This window comes from Microvirga sp. BSC39 (assembly GCF_000739015.1).
Lineage (GTDB): Bacteria > Pseudomonadota > Alphaproteobacteria > Rhizobiales > Beijerinckiaceae > Microvirga.
The window spans coordinates 1-15,177 of record NZ_JPUG01000025.1 but is presented as its reverse complement, the minus strand read 5'-3'; the positions used below and the strand labels follow the sequence as shown (position 1 = coordinate 15,177).

Here is a 15,177-nt window from a genome sequence, read left to right as displayed (position 1 = left end):
AATGCCGGTTTTAGGCTGCTCCCGAAGCAGGAAGGGCAGCATGGGCGGGGCGGTACGGCTGAAGCTTTTTCGCGATCTCCTGGCCGACGCCCATCGGGCGCTCGATCTCCAGTTCGGCTTCGAGCTGTGGGACGGCTCGACAATCCCGGCGGACCTGCCGTCCTATGCCATGCGCCTCGTGATCCGGCGCGAGAGCGTGATCGCGGCCCTTGTGCGCCGTCCGAATCTCGACACCCTGCTCAACGCCCATGTGGCGGGGCTGCTCGATCTGAAAAACGGCACCCTCTTCGATCTGGCCGATCAGCGCCCGCAGAAAGTCGGGCGACGCCTGAAAGCGGTGAGCAGGGTCAAGGCGCTGAAAACCGCCTACCACTTCCTGCGAGCGCCCGCCGACATGCCGCGTCCGCTCGATCGGGTGAAGGACAACCCGGATGCGCGCGACGGCAGGCCCCAGACCAACAGAAAGAACGTTGCCTATCACTACGACGTGTCGAACGACTTCTACCGGCTCTTTCTCGATCCGGAGATGGTCTATACCTGCGCGTACTTCCAGCCGGACTGGCACGACGACCTCGCCCGCGCGCAACGGGACAAGCTCGACATGATCTGCCGCAAGCTGCGGCTCAAGCCCAACGAGCGCCTGCTCGACATCGGCTGCGGCTGGGGCGCGCTCATCTGTCATGCCGCGCAGCATTACGGCGTGAAAGCCACCGGCGTGACGCTCTCCGAGGAGCAGGCGAAGCTCGCACGCGAGAAGATCGCTCGCCTAGGTCTGCAGGATCGCGTCGAGGTGCTGGTGAAGGATTTCACGCAAGTCGAAGGCGAGTTCGACAAGATCTCCTCCATCGGCATGTTCGAGCAGGTGGGGATTGCCAATCACCTGTCCTATTTCAGCGCCGTGCATCGCCTGCTGCGCCCGCGCGGGCTCTATCTCCACCACACCATCGCCCGGCGCGCCAAGCGCAGCGACAGAGCGTTTCAGAAACTCAAGCCCGAGTACAAGGCGCTCACCCGCTACATCTTTCCAGGCGGCGAGCTTGACCATCTCGGCATGTCCGTCTCCAACCTGGAGCGCCACGGTTTCGAGGTGCATGACGTGGAGGCTTGGCGCGAGCATTACCAGCGCACCACGCGATTGTGGTGGGAGAACCTCAACGCCCGCCGGACGGAGGCCGAAGCCCTCGTCGGGCCGGAGAAGACCCGCATGTGGCTGCTCTACCTCGCCGGCTGCTCGCTTGCCTTCGAGCGCGGGGCCGTGGGCGTGAACCAGACGCTCGCCTCCAAGCGCACGCGCGGCCCCTCGGGCCTGCCGCCGAGCCGGGCGGATCTGTATCGATGATGTCTTCGAATCCCGACTGGAATGACTACCACGAATACGTGTCCCTTCGGGAGCGTGGATTGAGGCGCGAAGCATTTCAGCGTCTCAATAGGTTTCTTAATTTCCTCGTGACCGAGTCATTTAACGAAAGAAGAGATTTTGTCTGCTGGCTCTTCTCAGAGAATGAGAACATTGAATCCCTGGCACATCCGCTGAAGGTGAAGATCGTCGAACCTCTCCTCAAAGAATGGATTAATTGTGATCCGAACGATTTCCGGCCTCATCTATGGTTAGGTACGATCCCCCATCTATGGGAAGCCCATCGATTGGCTCCGGACGATCAAGATATAAGGTGGTGCCTCGCACTGAATGTGCTCAGGGCTATTCAATACGAGGTTCACGAGTTACCCATCGGCTTCCTGGGCGATGATCCTGAGGGTTCATACACCATGCTCCTGCGGCTACGTCGACTGCTGGTTCCTCTTTCAGCATCAGATAGGCCTCGCCAAGTATGGGCTGAGATAGAAAGTATAATCGAAATTCTTGGTAATTATCTGGACTACCAGCGCGATCCAAAACGCCACCCGGCAGAGACGTTTTCGTGCTGGTGTGAACGATTGGCTAGGCGCGGCAGATAGACTGCAGCTTAAGCTGAGTTACAGAGCCCCATTGCTCTCTTATGGCACCACCACCACCCGCGTGCCCACGTCCACCTGGTCGTAGAGATGCACGATGTCCTCGTTGAGCATGCGGATGCAGCCGTAGGACGCGTAGGTGCCGATGGAGCTCGGGCGGTTGGTGCCGTGGATGGCGTATTCGTCGAGGTTGAGGGTCAGCGCCCGCGCGCCCATGGGGTTGTTCGGGGCGCCGCCGGGGATCACGTCCGGCAGGCGCGGGTTGTCGCGCTTGACCTCCGCGGGCGGCGACCAGGCGGGGCGCACATATTTGCCGTCGATCCGCGCCTCGCCGAACCATTGCTTGCCCGGCTTGCCCACGGCCACGCGGTAGCGCAGGGCCGTGCCGTCGCCGCGCACGTAATAGAGCCGCCGCTCCGCCGTCTTGATCACGATGGTGCCAGGCGACACGCCGGCCTGGAACGGCACGACCTCGCGGGCAGATGCGGGCATGGTCGTGATGGCGATGGCCGCAATGGCGGCAAGGATGCGCATGGCTCGAACCCTCCTGCGGAAACAGTGAAGGTGAGACGCGAAAGATAAGGCTACGGTTCCGTGTGGTTCGGAAAGCGGCGCCGATGTCATCCCCGGCGGCCGTAGGCCGGGAAGGGGATCCATAGCGCGGTGCGGATGATTGGATTCCCTTCCCCTCCGCTGCGCTCCGGCCGGGAATGACACCCTGTTCGTCATCCCCGGACTTGTTCCGGGGATCCACGTCTTTGCCACGCTGTGGTTCTCAAGACGTGGATGGCCGGGACACGCCCGGCCACGACGAGGAGGTTCGGAAAACGATCCCGGATCGGCTGATGCCGTCCGGGATGACGTCATTGATGGATCAAGCCGCCTGCGTGCGCTTGTTCTGCCTGTTCGTGATCAGATCGTCGACCACGCCGGGGTCGGCCAGCGTCGAGGTGTCGCCGAGCGAGCCGAACTCGTCCTCGGCGATCTTGCGCAGGATGCGGCGCATGATCTTGCCCGAGCGGGTCTTGGGCAGGCCCGGGGCGAACTGGATCAGGTCCGGCGACGCGATGGGGCCGATTTCCTTGCGTACCCAGGCCACCAGCTCCTTGCGCAGGTCCTCCGAGGGCTCCTCGCCCGCCATCAGGGTCACGTAGGCGTAGATGCCCTGGCCCTTGATGTCGTGCGGGTAGCCCACGACGGCGGCCTCCGACACCTTCGGATGAGCCACCAGCGCGGACTCCACCTCCGCCGTGCCCATGCGGTGGCCGGACACGTTGATCACATCGTCCACGCGGCCGGTGATCCAGTAATATCCGTCCGCATCGCGGCGGCAGCCGTCACCGGTGAAGTATTTGCCCGGATAGGTGGAGAAGTAGGTCTGCACGAAGCGCTCGTGGTCGCCATAGACCGTGCGCATCTGGCCGGGCCAGGAATCGGCGATCACGAGATTGCCTTCCGCTGCGCCCTCCAGCACGTTGCCTTCCGCATCCACCACCTGCGGCTTCACGCCAAAGAAGGGTCGCGTGGCCGATCCCGGCTTGAGCTTGGTGGCGCCGGGCAGCGGCGTGATCAGGATGCCGCCGGTTTCCGTCTGCCACCAGGTGTCCACGATGGGGCAGCGGCCCTCGCCCACCACCCGGTGGTACCATTCCCAGGCTTCCGGGTTGATCGGCTCGCCCACGGAACCGAGCAGGCGCAGCGACTTGCGCGCGGTTGTCTTCACCGGCTCCTCGCCCGCCTGCATGAGCGAGCGGATGGCGGTGGGGGCGGTGTAGAAGATGTTGACCTGGTGCTTGTCGATCACCTCCCAGAAGCGGGAGATCGACGGATAGGTGGGCACGCCCTCGAACATCAGCGTGGTGGCGCCGTTGGCGAGCGGCCCGTAGAGAATGTAGGAGTGGCCCGTCACCCAGCCCACGTCGGCGGTGCACCAGTAGATGTCCCCGTCGTGGTAGTCGAACACGTATTGGTGCGTCATCGACGCATGAACCAGATAGCCGCCCGTGGTGTGCAGCACGCCCTTGGGCGTACCGGTCGAGCCGGAGGTGTAGAGGATGAACAGCGGATCCTCCGCGTTCATCTCCTCGTAGGGGCACTCGTCGGACACCTGGGCCGCCGCCTCGTCGTAATAGACATCGCGGCCCGGCAGCATGTTCACGGCGCCGCCCGTGCGGCGCACTACCAGCACGTGATCGACCACGCCCGCCCCGACGCGCTCAAGAGCGGCATCCACGTTCACCTTCAGCGGGACCTTTCGGCCGCCGCGCAGGCCCTCGTCGGCCGTGACGATGAAGGCGGATTTCGCGTCCTGGATGCGGCTGGCGAGCGAGTCGGGCGAGAAGCCGCCGAACACCACGGAGTGGATGGCGCCCAAGCGGGCGCAGGCCAGCATGGCATAGGCCGCTTCCGGGATCATGGGCATGTAGATCGTCACGCGGTCGCCCTTGGCGACGCCGCGGTTGCGCATGATGTTGGCCATGCGGTTCACTTCCGCGGAGAGCTCGCGGTAGGTGATCTTTTTCGAGTCCGACGGGTCGTCGCCTTCCCAGATGATGGCGACCTGGTCGCCCCGGGTGTGGAGGTGCCGGTCGACGCAGTTATAGGCCACGTTGGTGACGCCGTCCTCGAACCAGCGGATCGCCACGTTGTCGGGGCCGAAATTGGTGTTCTTGATCCGGGTGGGGGCCTTGAACCAGTGGATGCGCTTGGCTTCCTCCGCCCAGAAGGATTCAGGGTCCTTGATGGACGCCTCGTACTTGGCCCGGTAGCCCGCGTCGTCCAGATAGGCGCGGTGGGTCCACTCGGACGGCACGTCGTAGATCTTCTCTTCCATGGCGCTTCTCCCAGACGCTTGCGGGATGAATTTAGCGCTAGATTTACGGAAAGAGCCAGGGGTCGGGCAAGCGGGGCCGGGATCGGACTTTGGTCTTTGCTACTTTTGGGGTGCAGTGCACAAGCGGGGCGGGAATCCCGGGACGGATGGACGGAGCCGTTCGCTGGCCGGCACAGTATCTTCTTCGTTCGATCACAATAATTCTTGAATAAACATAAGTCAGTGACAGACATTAACTTTCGTGAGACGGTTTTTCCACCCTTGGCAACCGATTTCAGGCGCCGACGGCTGAGAGACACGACATGCTCCCGCCTGCCAATCAGGGAGCGTCATCATGCACTCACCTTTTCGCCCCGACTACAATCCGCTCATCCGGAAGCTGGAGAGTATCTTCACGCTCACGGCCGACGAGCGGCAGGCGCTTGAAAACCTGCCGATGCAGATCACGGTCATCGAGGAGAACCAGGACATCGTGCGCGAGGGAGACCGCCCCTCCCGGTGCTGTCTGATCCTGAGCGGCTTCACCTGCACCTACAAGGTCACGGCCCAGGGCAAACGCCAGATCGTCGCCTTCAACATCGCCGGCGACGTTCCCGACCTCCAGAGTCTGCACCTGAAGATTCTCGACAACAGCGTCGGCACCATCAGCCGGTGCAGCGTCGGGTTCATCACCCACGAGGCTCTGCGCGACATCTGCACCCGCTATCCGCGCATCGCCGCCGCCTTCTGGCGCGGGACCCTGGTCGATGGAGCGATCTTCCGCGAGTGGATGACCAGCATCGGGCAGCGCGAAGCCTACAACCGGCTCGCCCATCTCCTGTGCGAGATGCTGGTGCGCCTGACGGCTGTCGGTCTTGTGCAGGACCACTCCTGCGACCTGCCGATCACCCAGAGCGAACTTGGCGATGCGCTCGGAATCACGACGGTTCACGTCAACCGGGTTCTCCAGCAATTGCGGACGGATGGCCTGATCGAGCTGAAGGGCACCCGGTTGAACATTCCCGATTGGGAGAAGTTGAAACAGGTTGGGGAGTTCAACCCCATGTACCTTCACTTGGAAGACCTACAGGCAGTTGCGTGACCCTCACCTTACAGCCCGTGCGAGTCGCCACCGGTTTCGAAGACGAGGGCGTGCTCGTTTTCGACGGAGAGCAGAGACTTGTCGCCGTCCTCACCCATCTCTCGGACCGGAACGAGGTCGCGCCAGGGCACTGGTTCCTGGAGGCGGGCTTCGGCCCCTTGAGCGGCACGAGCCATCCGGCCTTTGCCGATCTGGATACGGCCCAGGACTGGATCAGCCGGCGTCTCAGCCCTCGGGTCTGATCCTGCCTGGCGGCGCCATGAGGGGCCTTCCGCAGGCCCCAGGCTTCATTCAGGCACGTAGCGCGGGTAGGTCGTCTTGCTGGCGCGCGCGAAGGCGAGGTCGATCTCGACAGTCGCGTAGGGCGCCTCCGGCGTGGTCTCGGCCAGGACATTGCCCTCCGGGTCCACCACCCAGCCGAGCCCGCCGCAATTGGCCTTGTAGCCGGGCGGCGCCCAGAGGTTGGACGACAGGCAATAGGCGCCCGAGCAGACCGCCGCCGTCTGGCCGCCGGCCAGCCACTTGCGGGTGGATCCGTGCGGCGTCGCCCGCGGAACGCACAGGAGATCGGCGCGGCTTGCCGCGTAATGGCGCGCCCATTCGAAGAACCACATCTCGGTGCAGATCTGCACGCCGATCCGCATGCCCAGCGCCCGGGCGATGTCGAAGGTGCCCGGACCGCGCTCGTACCAGGTATGCTCGTAATAGCTCTCTTCGTCGGGCAGGTAGTATTTCTGATGCACGGGCACAGCGCCCGTCTCCTCCGTCCAGAGATAGGCCTCGTTGCGCCGGCTGCCGTGCGGCATGACGATGGGCCGGGTGCCCATGACGGCCCTGGCGTTGAACGCGGACATGCGGGCGATGCGCGCCTCATGGGCCGCCACCGCCTTCCGCCACTGGCCTGCATCCGGCTCGGGGTCGGCCGCCAGCCACTCGCCGAAGCTCATCTCCGGCACCAGCAGGAAATCCGACCCTTCCCTGGCCATGTGCGCGGCGAGGCCCTCCAGGGCGGAATCCAGGTGATCCGGGCGGCAGTCGATCTGGCAGACGGTGACCTTCATGGTGTCTTAAGCCCCTTCTTCACAATGCGGCAGGTTCGGCACGGCCTGCGGTAATCTTCTACAGCCCGCCCATCCGGCACACGATCGCCCATTCCTCGTCCGTCACCGGCTGCACCGACAGGCGGGAATTGTTGATGAGAATCATCTTTTCGAGGCCGGGCTGCTTCTTGATATCGTCGAGGGTCACGGGCTTCGGGAACGGCTTCACGGCCTTGATGTCCACCATGCCGAACTTGCCTGTCTCGTCCGTATGGTCGGGGTAGTATTCCCGGATCACCTCGACGATGCCCACCACGGCCTTGCCCTCGTTCGAGTGGTAGAAGAAGCCCTGCTCGCCCTTTTTCATGGCCATCAGGTTCTGCTTGGCCACATGGTTGCGCACGCCGTTCCAGTGGGTGCCTTTCGCGCCTTCCGCAGCTTGCTGATCCCAGGACCAGACGGAGGGTTCGGACTTGTAGAGCCAGTGGGCCATGGACGCTTACTCTTTAGGGATGACGCATGATCTTATCGGAAAACCGGTATCCACTTTTCGCTCGCGCGGACCGCTGGTTCCGGATCATGCTTCAATGCTCGGACTTGATGGGACGGTTCATCAGCGCATCGACGGCCTGATCGAGAGTCCATGCGCCGGACAGGACCTGCTCGACGGCTTCGGCAATCGGCATGTCGACGTTTTTTGCTCGCGCCAGCGCCACGAGGGCGCTCGCGGTCGCGGCGCCCTCCACCAGCTTGCCGCCGGAAGCATCTGCAACGCTCATGCCTTGGCCGAGGCGCTGGCCGAAGGCGAAGTTGCGCGATTGCGAGGTCGAGCAGGTGAGCACCAGATCGCCGAGGCCCGAGAGCCCCATGAGGGTCTCGGGCTTAGCCCCATAGGCACTGGCAAACCGCAGGAGTTCGGCGAAGCCGCGGGCGATCAGCGCCGCCTTGGCGCTCTCGCCCAAGCCCTTGCCCGCCACGGCCCCGCAGGCAATCGCCAGCACGTTCTTGGCCGCGCCGCCGATCTCGACGCCGCGCACGTCGCCGCGATGATAGACGCGCAAGGTCGGGCCGGAGAGGGCATTGGCCATCGCTTCGGCCAGAGCCGCATCGCGGCAGGCCAGCGTCACGGCGGTGGGCAGGCCGCGGGCCACGTCATGGGCGAAGCTGGGCCCCGACAGCACGGCCACGGGCGCACCGGGGCGCATCTCCTCGACCACGTCGCACAGGAAAGCCCCGCTGCCGCGCTCGATGCCCTTGGCGCAGAGCACCAGCGGCACTGCCACGGGCAGAACGGAAGCAAGGGCCGTGCTCATTTCCCGCGTCGTCTGCGCAGGCGTGACGAGAAGAACCGCCCGGGCCGAAGCCAGATCAGCGAGTTCGGCGGTCGGGCGGATGCGCTCGTGCAGCGTCACGCCCGGCAGGCAGCGCTCGTTGGCGCGCGTCGCCGCCAGGGATCGAGCCTGCTCGGCCGAGCGCATCCAGAGCACCACGTCGTTGCCGGCAGCCGCCGCCGCATTGGCGAGCGCCGTCCCCCAGGCTCCGGCTCCGGCGATGCCGATGGTTCTCATGAGGAACCTCGGGATCGGACTGGAAAGCGTGTCAGAAAAGCTTGCCGGGTCAGTCGGTAGAGGACGTTCGTCTGAAGCGGATGGCCGTCCGGAAGCTCGGCGCGAGGGAAGTTCTCGGCCGGATTGTGAGTCATCCCGAGTCTTTGCATCACCTTCTGCGAAGGCTCGTTCAGGCGAGCAGTGTAGGCTACGATCTCCTGAAGATCGGTCCTTGCAAATACGTCGTGAAGGGCTGCGCAAGCCGCTTCTGTTGCGTAACCCCTGCCCCAGTAACCCGGTAGGAAGTGCCACCCGACATCGACCAATGGTCGGAACGGCATATCGCGCTGAATTCGCCTAATGCCTGCAACTCCAACGAAGGCTGCCTCACCCGGAAGCTCGATCACCCACTGATCGAATCCATGGCGTTGGAAGTTTTCGGCATGTAGCCGTGCGTCCGCCAGACCCTCCTCAGGGGTCATAGCACGGGGAAAGAAGCGCCTGACCTCCAGATTGGAATGAAGTGCTGCATGATGCGCGAAATCCTCCTCACGCCACTGGCGCAGAATCAGCCGCTCCGTGCGAATCTCTTCAGGGCAGGGCAGCATCACGCCTTCGCTCCCGCCTCGTCGCGGCTGGTGTCGAGGGGCCAGCGGGCGCGGGCAGGGGCGCCGATGTCGTCGATGAGGCCGAGGCGCATGCGCTCCAGACCGGCCCAGGCGATCATCGCGCCGTTGTCGCCGCACAGATGCAGCGGCGGCGCCACGAGCTTGAGGCCGGCTTCGACCGCGAGCCGCTGCAGCCCCTGGCGCATGCCCTGGTTGGCCGCGACGCCGCCCGCCACCACGAGGGCGGTCGGATGGCCGGCGATCTCGCGGAAGGCGCGCAGCCCCACGCGGGTGCGGTCCACCACCACGTCCACGATGGCGGCCTGGAAGCTGGCGCACAGATCGGAGATGTCGCTGGCGGTGAGCGGCGCGATCTTCTCCGCCTCGATCCTGACAGCGGTCTTGAGGCCCGACAGCGAAAAGTTCGGCTCCTTCCGGCCCTGCATCGGGCGCGGGAAGGCGAAGCGCTCCGGGTTCCCCTTGGCCGCCTCGCTCTCCACATGCGGGCCGCCGGGATAGCTTAAGCCCAGCATCTTGGCGACCTTGTCGAAGGCCTCGCCGATGGCGTCGTCGATGGTGGTGCCGATGCGCACGTAATCGCCGACGCCGCGCACCGCCACGAGCTGCGTGTGGCCGCCGGAGGCGAGGAGCAGCAGGTACGGGAAGCCGATGCCGTCGGTGAGCCGCGCGGTGAGCGCGTGGGCTTCGAGATGGTTCACCGCCATCAGGGGTTTGCGGGTCACAAGCGCGATGGCTTTGGCCGTGGTCAGCCCCACCAGCACGCCGCCGATGAGACCGGGGCCGGCCGCCACCGCGATGCCGTCGATGTCCTTCACGGAGCAGTTCGCGTTCTTCAGGGCGCGGGCCACGAGCCGGTCGATCACCTCCACATGGGCGCGTGCGGCGATCTCCGGCACCACGCCGCCATAGCGGGCGTGCTCGGCGATCTGGCTCAGCACCTCGTTGGACAGGATCTCGCCCCGTCCGTCGAAGCCGACGCCGACCACGGCGGCCGCGGTCTCGTCGCAGGTGGTCTCGATGCCTAGAATGCGCATGGTCGGTGGCTGCTCGATTTAAGGTGTTGTCCGGGGTTTCGGCCCGGCGCTCCTCCCCCTATAGTCCGCCGCGCCGCACAAGATCAAACGCAGATCGTTCAAGACAGGAGTTCACGGCAGGAATGGCCTCTTCACCCACCCTGGTCATCGGTACGCGAGGCAGCCCGCTGGCGCTGGCTCAGGCCCACGAGACGCAGCACCGGCTGGTCGCCGCCCATGGTTCGACCGGGGACGGCTGGACCGTGGAGCACCTGCCCCTGTCGATCATCAAGACCACGGGCGACGCCATTCAGGACCGGCCCCTGTCGGAAGCCGGCGGCAAGGGGCTCTTCACCAAGGAGCTCGACATCGCGCTGCTCGAAGGCTCCATCGACCTCGCGGTCCATTCCGCCAAGGACCTGCCGACGACCCTGCCGGAGGGCATCGTGATCGCGGGCTTCCTGCCCCGCGAGGACGTTCGCGACGCCTTCATCAGCCATCGCTTCAAGAGCATCAGTGATCTGCCGCAGGGCGCGGTGGTGGGCTCCGCCTCGCTGCGGCGTCAGGCTCAAGTTCGCCGCCTGCGGCCGGACCTCCAGGTCACGTTGCTTCGCGGCAACGTGCAGACGCGGCTCGCCAAGCTCGAACGGGGCGAGGTCGATGCCACGCTGCTGGCCATGGCGGGCCTGCGCCGCCTCGGCCTCACCGACCACGTGACCACGATGCTGGAGACGGACGACTTCCTGCCCGCGGTCGGGCAGGGGGCCATCGCGATCGCGATCCGGGCCGAGGACGAGCGGGTGCGCGAGGCGCTCCAACCCATCCTCGACGCACCGACCGGCCATGCGCTCGCGGCCGAGAGGGCCTTTCTCACCATCCTCGACGGCTCCTGCCGCACGCCGATTGCCGGGCATGCGCGGCTGGTCGGGGGCGAGCTTGAATTCCGCGGCCTGGTGCTGCGCCCCGACGGGTCGGAGAGCCTGGAGGCTGTCCGCCGCGGCTCACTGGGCGACGCGGTGGCCCTCGGGCGCGATGCCGGCAGCGAGCTGCGCGCGCGCATGCCGCCGGATTTCCTCAAAGCCTGATGCGGGTTCTCGTCACCCGCTCCCCGGAGGATGCGGCGCGCACGGCCGAGAAGCTCGCAGGCGTCGGGCGTGAGGCGTGCCTCGCGCCCGTGACCCGAATCGTGCCGACGGGCGATCCGATGCCGTCGGGGCCTTACGAGGCCCTGATCGTCACCAGCGCCCATGCGGAGGAAGCTCTCGCCTCGCTGGATCGGACGAAGCCGGTGTTTGCCGTAGGCGAGCGCACCGCCCAGGCGGTGCGCACGGCAGGCTTTGCCGGCGTTACCGTGGCGGAGGGCGATGCGGTCTCCCTGGTGCGGTTGATTCGCGCCACGCTGGCCCCCGGCCTGACCCTGCTGCACGTGACGGCGCGCCATCACAAGGAGGAGCCGGCAGCCTCCTTGCGGGCTTCCGGCTTCACGATCCTGCAATGGGAGGCTTACGAGGCACAGGCCGTCGGTACGCTGCCGGACGCTGCCGTCGAGGCCCTGCGCTCTGGCCAAATCGGCGCCGCGCTCCATTATTCCCGGAGGAGCGCGGATCTCGTGATCCGGCTGGCAGGGGAGGCAGGTCTGGCATCGAGCCTCTTGGGGATTCCCCATCTCTGCCTGTCGGCCGACGTGGCCGCGCCCCTGGCATCGGCAGGCGCCACGACCCTCGTGGCGGGAGATCCGTCGGAAGAGGCGCTGCTCGGGCTTCTCGACCGGGTCTCATGACCTTGGCCGTGACTTCGGCTACGATCCCCCAGGGGATCTTTGTCATAAGGAGAGGATCATGGTCCCATGGGTCTGCCGTTCTTGGACAATCACCGGCTCTTGAGGGAACGAAACCTGAGCGCCCAAGCTTGCCTCAATTGCCTATCACAATGCCCTTTTGAAGACCTCGCCCCAGAGAAATCTTTTCCTGGCGACCCTGCAAGAGAGACCCGTGACCGATTCATCTGACCCCCGACGCTCGAAATCCTCCCGCAAGAAGCCCTCGCGCGAGCCGGCGACCATCGACCTGAAGGCGACGGTGATCGACGACGGCACGGTCCAGGCCAGTCCCGAGGCTGCCGCCCAGGAGACTGTCGGCCAGGACACGCTTGGTCAGGACACCATTGGGCAGGACACCCTTGGGCAGGGTACTGTCGGTGAGGAGACACTGGTGGCGGAGACCGGCGCGGCAGACACCCTGTCGGGCACGCAAGCAGACGAGACCATCGCCAGCGGCAGCGAACCCCCGGCCGAGGATGTGGTCGCCTCCCCGGAGGCCAGTCTCGATTCAGGCTCGGGCACCGATACGCTCCCCTCGGAGGCCTCCCTCGAGCAGATGGCCGGGCAGGATACCAGTTCAAGCGGCACCTCCTACCAGGATCCTTCCACATCGGAGATGGGCGCGGACGCCGTGCCTCCGCCGCCCGCTCCCGAGCGGCGCAGCTCCGCCGGGGCGCTGATCGGATCGGGCCTCCTCGGCGGCCTCGTCGGCGCCGGTCTCGTCTACGGATTGCAGGCCTGGCAGGATCCAGCTCCCGCCCAGAACGATCCGCGCATCGCCCAGCTCGAGCAGCGCGTGAATGCGTTGCGGCAGCAGCCGGCGGCACCCGGAGGCCAGCCGCAGGGCGACACCGGGGCGCTGGAAGGACGCATTCAGGCGCTTGAAACCACGAGGGGCGAGCTCGACCAGCGGCTCCAGGCGATCCAGGATACCGCCCAGCAGGCGGCGTCCCAGGCGCAGGAGGCGCTGAACCGTCCCGCGCCGGAAGCGGCTCAGCCTCAGGCCTCTCCCCAGACCGAGGCGGCGCTGGCCGATCTCTCCAGCCGCCTCGGCGCGCTCGACGAGCAGGTGCGGGCAAATGCGCAGAACGCCACGAATGCAACGAACGTCACCCAGGAGCTCGACCGCCGCCTAGCAGACCTCGATCGCCGCGTCAGCGAGCGGGAGCAGCGTTTCCAGGAGACCGACCGGCGCCTCTCCGATCTCGACCGCCAGCTGGCGGAGAGCAACCGGCGGTTCGCCGACACGGACCGTCGCCTCGGCGAGCAGGACCAGCGCCTTGCCGCCGTGTCCCAGCAGGCGGAAGAGAACACCAGGAACGTCACCACGGCGAGCCAGACCGGCACCCGCGTGGTGCTGGCCGGGCGCCTGAACGATGCCCTGCAGAGCGGCACGCCCTACCCGGAGGTGCTCGACGGTGTGAGAAAAGCCGGCACCGAGCCTGCCCGGGTGGCGCCCCTTGAGCCATTCGCCCAGGAGGGCGCCCCGACCCCGGCTGAGCTGGCCCAGAGCTTCGAGCCCGTGGAGACGGCGATCCTGCGTGAGAGCCACGGCCCGGCCGAAGGCTGGACCGACCGCATCCTGCGCATGGCCGACAAAGTGGTGACGGTCCGGCCCGTGAACGAACCCGGCGGCAGCGGCGTTCCTGCTCTTGTCACGCGCATCAGGCAGGCCCTGGAGCGCGGTGACGTGGTGGAGGCCGCCGCCACCTGGGATGCCCTGCCGGAGCCGGCACGACGGGCATCGGAGGAATGGGGTCGTCAGGTCAAAGCTGTCGCTGAAGCGCATCGGGCAGCTCAGGCCATCAGCTCCGATGCCCTCGCCACACTCAACCGTACGACGCAATAAAAGGATCAGCCCAGCATGTGGCGCGCTCTCGTCTTCATCGGTCTTCTCTGTGTCGCGGCCTTTGGCGCGGTCTGGCTGGCCGACCGTCCTGGCACGGTTCTGATCACCTTTGCGGGCTACGAGATCCAGATGTCGGTGGCGGTTGCCGCCATCGCCCTGGCGGGCCTTGCGCTGTTCCTGGCGCTGCTCTGGTCCCTGGTCTCCGGCATCCTGCATCTGCCCTCCCGCCTGACTTTCGCGTCCCGGGCCCGTCGCCGTTCCCGGGGCTATCAGGCCATCTCCCGCGGCATGGTGGCCGTGGGCGCGGGCGACACCATCGCGGCCCGCCGCTATGCCAACGAGGCGGAGCGTCTGCTCGGGCGCGAGCCCCTGACGCTGCTGCTCAAGGCGCAGGCGGCCCAGGTCTCCGGCAACCGCGAGGCGGCCGAGGCCGCCTTCAGCCAGATGATGGAGGAGGACGAGACCCGTGTGCTCGGCTTGCGCGGTTTGTTCGTCGAGGCCCGGCGCCGGGGCGATGTGGGTTCCGCCCAGCAATATGCCTCCGAGGCGGTGCGCCTCGCACCTGCCGCCGCCTGGGCGAGCGATGCGGTTCTCGAAGCGCGCTGTGCCGATCACGACTGGCGCGGAGCCCTGGAGGCGGTCGAGCGGCGCGCGTCCCTCGGCCTCCTGAACAAGGCCACGGCCAAGCGCCATCGAGCCGTCCTGCTCACCGCCGACGCCCTGGAGCGAGTGGATCACGATCCCGACGGCGCCCTCAGAAGCGCCCAGGATGCGGTGAAGCTCGCATCCGATCTCGTGCCGGCGGCGGCGCTGGCCGGGCGCCTCCTGTCGCGCAAGGGCGATCTGCGTAAAGCGGCTAAGGTGGTGGAAGCAGCCTGGCGCAGCCTGCCCCATCCGGACTTGGCGGATGTCTATCTCAACCTGCGCCAGGGCGATTCCGGCCTCGACCGCTTGAAGCGGGCCGAGACCCTCATGAAGCTCTCCGGCGGTGCGCCGGAAGGGCGGCTTGCGGTAGCCCGCGCGGCGCTTGAGGCACGCGAGTTCGCCCGCGCCCGCGACGCCCTGGAGCCGCTGCTGCAGGAGCGGCCGAGCATGCGGGTCTGCCTCCTCATGTCCGATCTAGAGCAGGCGGAGCATGGCTCTACGGGCCGGGGCCGCGAATGGCTCGCCCGCGCCACCCGCGCGCCGCGGGATCCGGCCTGGATCGCCGACGGGGTCGTGTCCGATCACTGGCTGCCGATCTCGCCCGTCACCGGCCGCCTCGACGCCTTCGTCTGGCAGGCGCCGCCGGATGTGCTCGTCGCCCCCGAACTCACCCTGCACGACGACGTGACGGCGGACCTCGACGACGAGCCGAAGCCGTTGCCGCCTGTGGCCGCCCCTTTGCCCGAAGCCGTGTCGGCTCCTGAGCCG

Annotated in this window: 14 protein-coding genes; 8 read left to right on the top strand and 6 right to left on the bottom strand. The window is 66.4% G+C overall.

Translation table 11 applies throughout. The features are described from left to right. Positions 1–40: 40 nt before the first annotated feature. Both MA07_RS02320 and MA07_RS29405 read left to right on the top strand, forming a co-directional pair. Positions 41–1,339, top strand: a complete 1,299-nt coding sequence (locus MA07_RS02320) for a class I SAM-dependent methyltransferase (protein WP_081928729.1) — start codon at positions 41–43, stop codon at positions 1,337–1,339. Further along, a complete protein-coding gene (locus tag MA07_RS29405) occupies positions 1,336–1,956 on the top strand; it encodes a hypothetical protein (RefSeq protein ID WP_152568693.1) in 621 nt (206 codons plus the stop codon). Before MA07_RS02320 ends, MA07_RS29405 begins: the two co-directional genes overlap by 4 nt. Positions 1,957–1,995: 39 nt before the next feature. Here the strand turns inward: MA07_RS29405 and MA07_RS02315 are convergent, their stop codons facing one another. Together MA07_RS02315 and acs are read right to left on the bottom strand one after the other, a co-directional pair. Further along, positions 1,996–2,487, bottom strand: a complete 492-nt coding sequence (locus MA07_RS02315) for a L,D-transpeptidase (RefSeq protein ID WP_036346477.1) — start codon at positions 2,485–2,487, stop codon at positions 1,996–1,998. Positions 2,488–2,827: 340 nt separating this feature from the next. Beyond that, entirely contained in the window at positions 2,828–4,786 is a 1,959-nt protein-coding gene (acs, locus tag MA07_RS02310; RefSeq protein ID WP_036346475.1) for an acetate--CoA ligase, read from the bottom strand. A 334-nt stretch (positions 4,787–5,120) separates the two neighbouring features. On the opposite strand from acs, the gene MA07_RS02305 reads away from it, so the two are divergent. Both MA07_RS02305 and MA07_RS02300 read left to right on the top strand, forming a co-directional pair. Next, positions 5,121–5,867, top strand: coding sequence for a Crp/Fnr family transcriptional regulator (locus tag MA07_RS02305; RefSeq protein WP_036346473.1), 747 nt, complete (start codon positions 5,121–5,123; stop codon positions 5,865–5,867). Further along, positions 5,864–6,109: a hypothetical protein gene (locus MA07_RS02300; RefSeq protein WP_036346471.1), complete on the top strand. Its 246-nt coding sequence runs from the start codon at positions 5,864–5,866 to the stop codon at positions 6,107–6,109. The genes MA07_RS02305 and MA07_RS02300 overlap by 4 nt, the downstream gene beginning before the upstream one ends. Positions 6,110–6,154: 45 nt before the next feature. Here the strand turns inward: MA07_RS02300 and MA07_RS02295 are convergent, their stop codons facing one another. The 4 genes from MA07_RS02295 to tsaD form a co-directional block, all read right to left on the bottom strand. Beyond that, complete coding sequence (locus MA07_RS02295; RefSeq protein WP_036346468.1) at positions 6,155–6,928, bottom strand: carbon-nitrogen hydrolase family protein; 774 nt, start codon at positions 6,926–6,928, stop codon at positions 6,155–6,157. A gap of 58 nt (positions 6,929–6,986) precedes the next feature. Next, positions 6,987–7,400, bottom strand: a complete 414-nt coding sequence (locus MA07_RS02290) for an EVE domain-containing protein (protein ID WP_036346465.1) — start codon at positions 7,398–7,400, stop codon at positions 6,987–6,989. A gap of 91 nt (positions 7,401–7,491) precedes the next feature. Further along, on the bottom strand, positions 7,492–8,475 hold the full coding sequence (locus MA07_RS02285) for an NAD(P)H-dependent glycerol-3-phosphate dehydrogenase (RefSeq protein WP_036346462.1): 984 nt from the start codon (positions 8,473–8,475) through the stop codon (positions 7,492–7,494). A gap of 586 nt (positions 8,476–9,061) precedes the next feature. Then, positions 9,062–10,117, bottom strand: coding sequence for a tRNA (adenosine(37)-N6)-threonylcarbamoyltransferase complex transferase subunit TsaD (gene tsaD / locus MA07_RS02275; protein WP_036346457.1), 1,056 nt, complete (start codon positions 10,115–10,117; stop codon positions 9,062–9,064). Between the two features lie 122 nt (positions 10,118–10,239). Between tsaD and hemC the strand changes: the two genes are divergently transcribed. The 4 genes from hemC to MA07_RS02255 form a co-directional block, all read left to right on the top strand. Continuing rightward, positions 10,240–11,181: a hydroxymethylbilane synthase gene (gene hemC, locus MA07_RS02270; protein WP_036346454.1), complete on the top strand. Its 942-nt coding sequence runs from the start codon at positions 10,240–10,242 to the stop codon at positions 11,179–11,181. Next, positions 11,181–11,876 carry a uroporphyrinogen-III synthase gene (locus MA07_RS02265; protein WP_036346452.1) on the top strand — a complete coding sequence of 232 codons (696 nt, stop codon included), beginning with the start codon at positions 11,181–11,183 and terminating at the stop codon, positions 11,874–11,876. Before hemC ends, MA07_RS02265 begins: the two co-directional genes overlap by 1 nt. A 211-nt stretch (positions 11,877–12,087) precedes the next feature. Further along, the gene (locus tag MA07_RS02260; protein ID WP_036346449.1) at positions 12,088–13,764 is read left to right on the top strand and encodes a hypothetical protein; all 1,677 of its coding nucleotides are present in this window, start codon (positions 12,088–12,090) and stop codon (positions 13,762–13,764) included. A 15-nt stretch (positions 13,765–13,779) separates the two neighbouring features. Beyond that, positions 13,780–15,177, top strand: a 1,398-nt coding sequence (locus tag MA07_RS02255) for a heme biosynthesis HemY N-terminal domain-containing protein (RefSeq protein WP_052002756.1), incomplete at its 3' end; no start/stop codon positions are given.

Bases quoted from the DNA above. Each gene is read 5' to 3' on its own strand.
- MA07_RS02320 (WP_081928729.1), top strand. From the start codon at position 41: ATGGGCGGGGCGGTACGGCTGAAGCTTTTTCGCGATCTCCTGGCCGAC.
- MA07_RS29405 (WP_152568693.1), top strand. From the start codon at position 1,336: ATGATGTCTTCGAATCCCGACTGGAATGACTACCACGAATACGTGTCC.
- MA07_RS02315 (WP_036346477.1), bottom strand. From the start codon at position 2,487: ATGCGCATCCTTGCCGCCATTGCGGCCATCGCCATCACGACCATGCCC.
- acs (WP_036346475.1), bottom strand. From the start codon at position 4,786: ATGGAAGAGAAGATCTACGACGTGCCGTCCGAGTGGACCCACCGCGCC.
- MA07_RS02305 (WP_036346473.1), top strand. From the start codon at position 5,121: ATGCACTCACCTTTTCGCCCCGACTACAATCCGCTCATCCGGAAGCTG.
- MA07_RS02295 (WP_036346468.1), bottom strand. From the start codon at position 6,928: ATGAAGGTCACCGTCTGCCAGATCGACTGCCGCCCGGATCACCTGGAT.
- MA07_RS02290 (WP_036346465.1), bottom strand. From the start codon at position 7,400: ATGGCCCACTGGCTCTACAAGTCCGAACCCTCCGTCTGGTCCTGGGAT.
- MA07_RS02285 (WP_036346462.1), bottom strand. From the start codon at position 8,475: ATGAGAACCATCGGCATCGCCGGAGCCGGAGCCTGGGGGACGGCGCTC.
- tsaD (WP_036346457.1), bottom strand. From the start codon at position 10,117: ATGCGCATTCTAGGCATCGAGACCACCTGCGACGAGACCGCGGCCGCC.
- hemC (WP_036346454.1), top strand. From the start codon at position 10,240: ATGGCCTCTTCACCCACCCTGGTCATCGGTACGCGAGGCAGCCCGCTG.
- MA07_RS02265 (WP_036346452.1), top strand. From the start codon at position 11,181: ATGCGGGTTCTCGTCACCCGCTCCCCGGAGGATGCGGCGCGCACGGCC.